This window comes from Nostoc sp. JL31 (genome assembly GCF_017114965.1).
GTDB lineage: Bacteria > Cyanobacteriota > Cyanobacteriia > Cyanobacteriales > Nostocaceae > Nostoc > Nostoc punctiforme_A.
Genome location: NZ_JABXKO010000037.1, coordinates 1 through 7,328 on the forward strand (window position 1 = coordinate 1; position 7,328 = coordinate 7,328).

The 7,328-nt window shown below is 39.0% G+C and carries 6 protein-coding genes; 2 read left to right on the forward strand and 4 right to left on the reverse strand.

The features are described from left to right. Positions 1-272: 272 nt before the first annotated feature. The 3 genes from HWQ43_RS08275 to HWQ43_RS08285 form a co-directional block, all read right to left on the reverse strand. On the reverse strand, positions 273-737 hold the full coding sequence (locus HWQ43_RS08275) for a CYTH domain-containing protein (protein ID WP_292732047.1): 465 nt from the start codon (positions 735-737) through the stop codon (positions 273-275). 430 nt (positions 738-1,167) lie between these two features. Continuing rightward, positions 1,168-1,854: a DUF6875 domain-containing protein gene (locus HWQ43_RS08280; RefSeq protein WP_292732048.1), complete on the reverse strand. Its 687-nt coding sequence runs from the start codon at positions 1,852-1,854 to the stop codon at positions 1,168-1,170. A gap of 1,049 nt (positions 1,855-2,903) precedes the next feature. Continuing rightward, complete coding sequence (locus tag HWQ43_RS08285; protein WP_292732049.1) at positions 2,904-4,553, reverse strand: alpha/beta hydrolase; 1,650 nt, start codon at positions 4,551-4,553, stop codon at positions 2,904-2,906. 518 nt (positions 4,554-5,071) lie between these two features. On the opposite strand from HWQ43_RS08285, the gene HWQ43_RS08290 reads away from it, so the two are divergent. Next, positions 5,072-5,524, forward strand: coding sequence for a hypothetical protein (locus HWQ43_RS08290; protein WP_292732050.1), 453 nt, complete (start codon positions 5,072-5,074; stop codon positions 5,522-5,524). 8 nt (positions 5,525-5,532) lie between these two features. Here HWQ43_RS08290 and HWQ43_RS08295 read toward each other — a convergent pair whose 3' ends face one another. Next, on the reverse strand, positions 5,533-6,585 hold the full coding sequence (locus tag HWQ43_RS08295; protein WP_292732051.1) for a M28 family peptidase: 1,053 nt from the start codon (positions 6,583-6,585) through the stop codon (positions 5,533-5,535). 87 nt (positions 6,586-6,672) lie between these two features. On the opposite strand from HWQ43_RS08295, the gene HWQ43_RS08300 reads away from it, so the two are divergent. Continuing rightward, positions 6,673-7,299, forward strand: a complete 627-nt coding sequence (locus tag HWQ43_RS08300) for a hypothetical protein (protein ID WP_292732052.1) — start codon at positions 6,673-6,675, stop codon at positions 7,297-7,299. Positions 7,300-7,328 lie beyond the last annotated feature (29 nt).

Below are 7,328 nucleotides of genomic sequence, written 5' to 3' on the forward strand. Positions count from 1 at the left end.
ACGCACGGATCTAACTGAGAGGTGCGGGGAATAATATCCCCCATCGACTCAACCAATATCAGGTGATTATAGAACTTTCACATTAAGTTGACACCAATGGACTTGTCGTGCCCCCACACCTTGCGATATAACGTTGTACCGCATTCTGAATAGAAAATTTTATTTTCGGAAGCGGGTTATCTTAAGGAAAGGCTTTGCCTACGTTTGCGTAGCTGCGAATTCTGTTAGTTAGGTATTTTCGCAAAATTGGGATGTTCTCAATATTTCAGCTATTACCATTGTGAAAAAGGGTATTTGACTAAATTGCTGTTGAAATATCTGGAGTCATCAGAAACTTCTTGTCCAATCCAGGTTGGTAATTCAATTTGCTGGTTTTCATCACTGAGTTCAACTTCTGCTAATATCAGTCCTTTATTAACACCATCAAACTCATCTATTTCCCAAATAAAACCACCCGACTCTATTTTATATCTGGTTTTTTCTATAAAGGGACGTTGACATAATGTCTCAAGTATTTCTTGAGCATCTTTAACAGGAATAGGATACTCAAACTCTAATCTTGAATATTTAATATTGGGGCCTTTAATGGTCAAATAACTTTTTTCCCCTACTATACGTATACGTACAGTCGCTTTGTCTTGCGTAGCAATGTATCCTTGACGATATACACTACCTTCAGCTAATCCTCTCCAGCTATCTCCTCTCACTAAATATTTACGCTCTATTTCTTTCGCCATTTTATTTACCAAATTATTTGTTTTTTTTATATCATAAATAATATCGCAATCCTAAACCTCGACACAAAAGTGTGTGCAATTATTGTAAATCAGAGTTAAGTTATTGAAGTATTGATATTGACTAATTGATAATTAGCGATCGCTTCTAATGTAGTACGATAATTTACATCCTGACGAAGATTTTATGCTATCTGCATTAAGCGATTGCAACTAGCAGTAAATTCGTCATTTTTATCCCACTTATTTTAAGGTGTAGCGAACTGGAAAGACTTTTAATCCTCCATACCCCATGCTCAATCACTAGTACAACACGGCGGAAATAAACCAATCATTCCAAATCAAGGAAACCCTTATACTGTATTCATTTTTAATTTTTAATTTTTAATTTTTAATTCCGCCTTGTGATACTAGCCCTGAATTCAAACATTTGTTAAATGTAAGAACTAACCAAATTTTCTTGTTGAATTTGTGCTTTTGCTAAAGCCAATGCTTGATGAGCATTTTTAAACTTTGTTTCATCTGTAAATTTATGCTCAAAATTCTTTAAATAAGCTTCCAAATACCGAATACGTAAGTGTGGATCGGTCGGATTTTGAAGAAAGGGGAGGTCAGCTTCAACCATGAACCGGATAGCCAACAAGGGGATAGGGCTACGAAGTGGACGAAATTTTGGGTTGTGCAGACCAGGAGAATCATTACGTTTATGAAATTCTCCTATCATCAGTCCTGACTCAACAAACAAAGGTTTAAGTTTTTGTTGGACACTATCTACTACTTTAGAAGCATCTTCTATATGGATGTCAGGAAAAATAAGTAAAAAAGCTTTATTAATTGCTAATTCCTGCTCTTTAACATCTATTTGCAGAAATATATCTCGATAGCGTCCAACAATCTCTTCTAATTGTTCTGGATACAAATCTTTCGTGTGAATAACTGCTAGACGAATACTATTTGATTTGAGAGAGAAAGGTACAAAGGGGCAAACTGCGCCGGGTCTACCTAAGTCAGGATGAGACCTTCCTAAAAAGTTTTTTACCCACTTCATAATTTCAATTAAGGCAGAAAGGTCTTCATGTTGCTGGAGTTGTTCGATTTCACGAGTTGTATAGAGTTGCATAAGCTTGAGTGAAATGGAATAATTGTTTAATTCTGAATTCCAAATTAGTTTTAAAAGGTGAAACTAATTATTTAAGTAAATAAAACAAGCTCTTTGTTGTTTACTTTTGGTTAATCTGTGGCTTGCAGAAGATAACAATGCTCTCCCATTTTTTTGTGAACTTAAAGTAATTTACCTCAATACATACACAAATATATTTCGCAGCAAATAATTTGTTTTGAAATTACTTTGTAATATGTTAGCTACAGGACTAATATTTGAATTTTGAAATATATGTAATTTGTGTTACAAATTACTACCACACCTTACAATTACTTGACAGATTTTTTCAAAAACAATTGACAATTTTTATAGGATACGTATGTATCATCATTATTCGGCATCTGCTCCTAGTTTTTACACTCTTAAGCTTCTGTTATTTTTATCAAGACATTATAAATTTTATGTGTAAATAGTTATTTTTACTGTGAAAATTTGGTGTAGATTTAACAGCAACTTTAGGGCTACTATCAAGGTACTATACTTGTAGTAAGTAAAAAGTTTACACAGAATTGGTATAAGTCCAATTTTATAAGCTGTATATTACTTAGAGCGGATGACAAATTAATAAAATACACTCTGCCAAATAGATTGGGGAGAATGCCTGATCGGGCGGGTGGGGTAGTTATTCCACTTAGATGATAAAGTACTGTATTTTCAATTGGTTGATCTCAACGTGAGGTATTTGGAGCGAAATATCGGTAGTTTAGGCTTTATTGGGTCTAAAAATAAAAATCGTAGGGATTGGTAGAATGAGCGGCAACTTCTATTGTTCCCCGTACCCCTATTCTTAAGTAAGCTGCTCACAAAATTAAATATTTTAGGATTTACGGTACTAGACAAATTAACCATAATATGTAGTAAGCAAATTTATATTTCAGGTGCTGATTGCAACCCCGGTTTTGTCGCATATTTACTGTTCTGGGTGTTAGACATGGCTCAAAATCCCAAAATTAGTATAGTCAATATGTATGATACGTAAGTCCGATGTTTGTTTAACTGGAAGTTCCTTATTTCTCAACAAATTCTTTCACCACTGCCATAGCATCAGGTGGAATCTGCGTAATTAGACGAAATGGAAATGCGGCTGTTGAAGCAAACTGAGCATAGTCTGGTGTCAGGAAGATAGCATAGTTTTTAGCTTCTGGAGTCATCTGTGCAGCAAAGGCCAAGGCTATAGCTTTAACGTACTTGCGAACATCTGCTGCTTGTTCACCCACAACTTCACCGCCACTAATCGGTGTATTTGGTTGTCCTATCTGATCTAATGTGGTGCTAGGGTCTTTTACACTGAGATGAGTACCCCCAATTATACCAACTAGCGATTTTGGGGATGGGATTTTTTCAAATCCTACAATCTGTTCAGTTAAAGCTGGAGTGGTTTTATCGGCGGAACCTGCTAACACTATGGTAGGAACTTGTATCTTAGTTAACCCAGTTTCGCCAAAAATCAGAGAAGTTGTGGGATTGAGAGCGATCGCCTGTTTGATTCTGGGATCTCGTAGTTGATAGCTATTTTCTGGTAGTTCTTGAGCGATACACTGCATATTTTCTCCCAAACTCAAGATAGTCAGGTTCTTTTTACAGCGTTGTTTGAGATGTTCTAGTTGTAACTCGGCCCCAGCAAGTGCTAAAGCTGTACCACCACCAAAAGAATAGCCAACAACCATCGCGTTTGTAGTTGCAATTTTCCCTTGCAGGGGATGATTAGTCGTTTGGTTGAGCTTTGCTAATTCGTCGAGGACAAAACTAATATCTTGAGGACGATACAAAAACTCTTGAGGCTGCATGACTCTGGTTTTGCCTTGTAATGCTAAGTTAGCATTTGCCTGATTACTACCGGGATGTTCTAAAGCTGCTACGACATAACCGTGGGATGCTAAATGTTCTGCTAGGTAACGCAAGTCCGTGCGGACTGACCCGAAGCCGTGAGAAAAGACAATTACGGGTTTGTCGGGAGTTGCAGCAGTTGACCAGTAAATATCAACTGGGATTTTGCGGTCGCGTTTCTGATCGTTCAGACTTAAATTGAGTATTTTTACTTGAGCGCTTCCTGGTTGGCTAGGATCAAAAGGGAAAGCAATCTGTGGTGTTCTCGGATGTGCTGTTATGGGGTCGAGTTGGGGAGCGATCGCTAACATGAATTGCTGGGTGCGCCAAAAAGCTGTATTTAAATTCCCTGCAACAACGAAAGCCTTTGGCAAATCAATTTCTAAGCGTTTACTGGGATAAGCAGCAATAAAACTCAGTATAGAAAGACCTTGCGGTGCAGTAGAACCTAGCACCAATCCTGCTCTCAGTGCTTGTACCCCAGCTTTGTCCTTTCGGGCTAAGGCTGTAGCGAAGTCATTGAGAATAGTTGTAGCAATCTGGGTATTAATTAACCTATCAAGTGTGACAACATTCATCGGTATATTCATGCCCAGCGCCCCCAAGAAGAAGCGGCGTTGTTCTTCAGATAAAGACTGTAAACTCCCAGGCAATTTTCCTGTTTTTACAGCCTTTTGCAACTCAGTAACAGAGATGGATTCTGTAAATAAACCCAAACGCACAACAACTGTGTCAGCAGCAATGGCCGAAGTATTTGCCCCGATCTGTGTAAGTGCGATCGCGCCAAAGAAACCCGCAACTGTCTTAAGACTTCTCCAACTTTTTCCCATAAACTTTTATACCAACTATTACTTACGGGAATATAACGGATATTTGTGTATTTGACTACCCCAATAATTGCTTAGAAATAAAAGTAAATTTTTTCTTAACTTGATGGCGATGTCTACGACGGGCTACGCCTACGCTCTAATTCTCCTCAAAGCATCTGCTGATGCAAACAGAGCCATATTCCAAGCATAACAAAAGTAACGAATTGTAGAATTCATCACAGTTAAAAATTTGAGCATAAATCAGTGTTAACAGCCACAAAAGCTCGATTGTTTCTCAGCTAGGTTTAATACTGTAACGGAGCTACTAGAACAGGGGAAGCGATGCCTGCGGCGGTAAACTACGCATCTACAATCTGCAATTTTTTTTGACAGGAAAGTTTAACCGACTGCTTAATGTTTTGTCTTTGCTCTTTAAAACATCTTGCAGAAGTGTTGCAGGTGAATAGTCTGACTGCTGTAGCTGCACAATCGTTACTCATCAAATTCCCCCAGCCGCATCAACAATTTTTCTTGGCTTTATGCATCGCAGACTCCCATATATTTTAATTTTTCTGCTCTCTCTGAGTATTATTACACTGTGGTGGCCTGTGAATGATTCTGATTGCAATTTTGAGGCTTTTATCGCATCAAAAACTACAAAATTCCAAGTACATGCTACAAAGGTTAGTGTTCAGCCGTGGCGTGGTCGTCACCATGTATATGGAATCTTTATGATTCCCAATGAATACAAACAAGCTCCATTTTTTGTGTTAACAGTCCAAGGTGCTGGTAGTTACTGTTCAAAACAATTTGGTCATAAACAAAACTTTGATGATATCTTTGCTGAACCAGGAACTTATCTGGTAAAGAAGCCGATTAGAACTCGAAAAACTCTGCGGCTCATTCTTCAAGGTTTATATTCTCAGGTCAATGATAAAAATAATTGGACGTTGACTTTCCCGGAACCAAAAGCAAGGCAAGATAATTCATAATTCATCAGTTAGCTTGGTGGTTGAGTTTCCAAAAGCTGGTCTTTTTCTAACAAGGCACTAGTCGCATTAACTACAATTTGTGCTGCTCCTGTGAAGAACGATCGCTCGATAGTCGCTGGCACATCGCCAGGTTTATGATAGTGCGGAGTGCGTAAATTTGCGGTATCTGTCACCAGCACAGCACCCACGCCCTGATACCAAAACGGTGCATGATCGCTACGTAAGGTATCTGGTGTCAGTAAACCTTTAAAAGGAATTGGTAATGTTAGAACTGCTGGCATTGATTCCTGTTTATTCAGGGCGATTGAGGGGATGTTTTGTGAGTTTTGAAAGGCATTCAGTAAAGATAAATGTTCTGTATCACCGACTACTGCCAAAAAGTCGCCCTTGTCGCTAGGTGGGGTAACAGGCAATCCAGCAGGGTATTTCTGACAGCCAGGAGTGTAACAAGCGTAACCCACCATATCCATAACGATCGCTCCGCCTAAATTTTGCAAGCGTGCTGTCTTACTTACAAAAGCCTGACTACCCAAAAGTCCTGCTTCCTCTTGGTCAAAAAAAGCTAGCTGTAACGCCCGTGGCGTAGGACGAGAACCGAGCAACCGAGCTACTTCCAGCACTACAGCTACACCACTGGCGTTATCATCGGCACCAGGGGAAGAGGCAACAGTATCGTAATGCGCTGCTACAAGAATTGCTTTAGCGGCTTTATTCGTTCCTGGACGTTCGGCAAAAATATTCACACCGTCAGAGAACTTTTCTAATTTAGGTTTCCAGCCAAATTTTTTCAGTTCAGTTGTAATATAAGTGCGAGTAAGCGATCGCTCTTTTGTGGTGTAGCGCTGAAAATTCAACTTTTGGATATGGTTTAGCAGCTTGTCAGTGGACACTTGCGGGGCAATGTAAACTTCCCTTGACTCTGGCTGTGCTTCGGGTGTTTTCACTGGAATCCGCTCAACAATTGTCGGTGAGGGACGCTGTTCAAAAAACGTGCTACCTCTGCTACCCAACACGGCAACTGCCATCAGCACCAACAGCATCAGCCAAATCCATTTTCTCATCTGATTTATCCTTGGCTTCCTGACTTAGGGTAGCGCAAATCCCCACATGAGTTACTGACAAAATTTAGTTTAGTATAGAGATAATTCATGAAAATAATTGTAAATTATATATTGAGTATCTTAAATACAATCTGGTCTGCTTTGATGAGCGACCCAATTAAGACGATCGGTGCATTTACTTCAACTGGTGCGTTAATAAGTGGATGGATGAATCTAAAGAAAGATACTACAAAAGTAAGTGTAGTTGTCAAACGCGCTCATAATGGGCCTGCCATACTTCAGCGTCCTAAAGAAGAATTTCTGCTTTTTGAGATATATAATCAGGGTATATCTCCTGTTGTTATTAATCAAGTAGGGATTAGGCTCCCTAGACAAACTTCAAATAAAAACAAATTTATTAATTTGGTTGATTTACCTCACTCATATTTAGACATGAGAGGTCAAGAAAGTGCGATAGGGACTCTTGAATGTGTAGGTGTACCTGGCACAGTGCCAGCAAAGTCAACAGGCATCTTTTTGCTGAGTTACTCCCGTATGAGAGAGGCATCTATTGCTTATCAGCAACAGAGTATATCTCCTTATAATGCAGACTTTGTTGGAAGTCAGGGAGTAATTAAAGCATTCCAAAATTTTGAAATTATTGAAATGCCCCAAGGAAAATGTCTTCAGATTACTCCATACGTTTTAACCCACATTCCGCAGGTGCACTCGTAAATGCTGTATTTTTGAAAATGACGTAAATG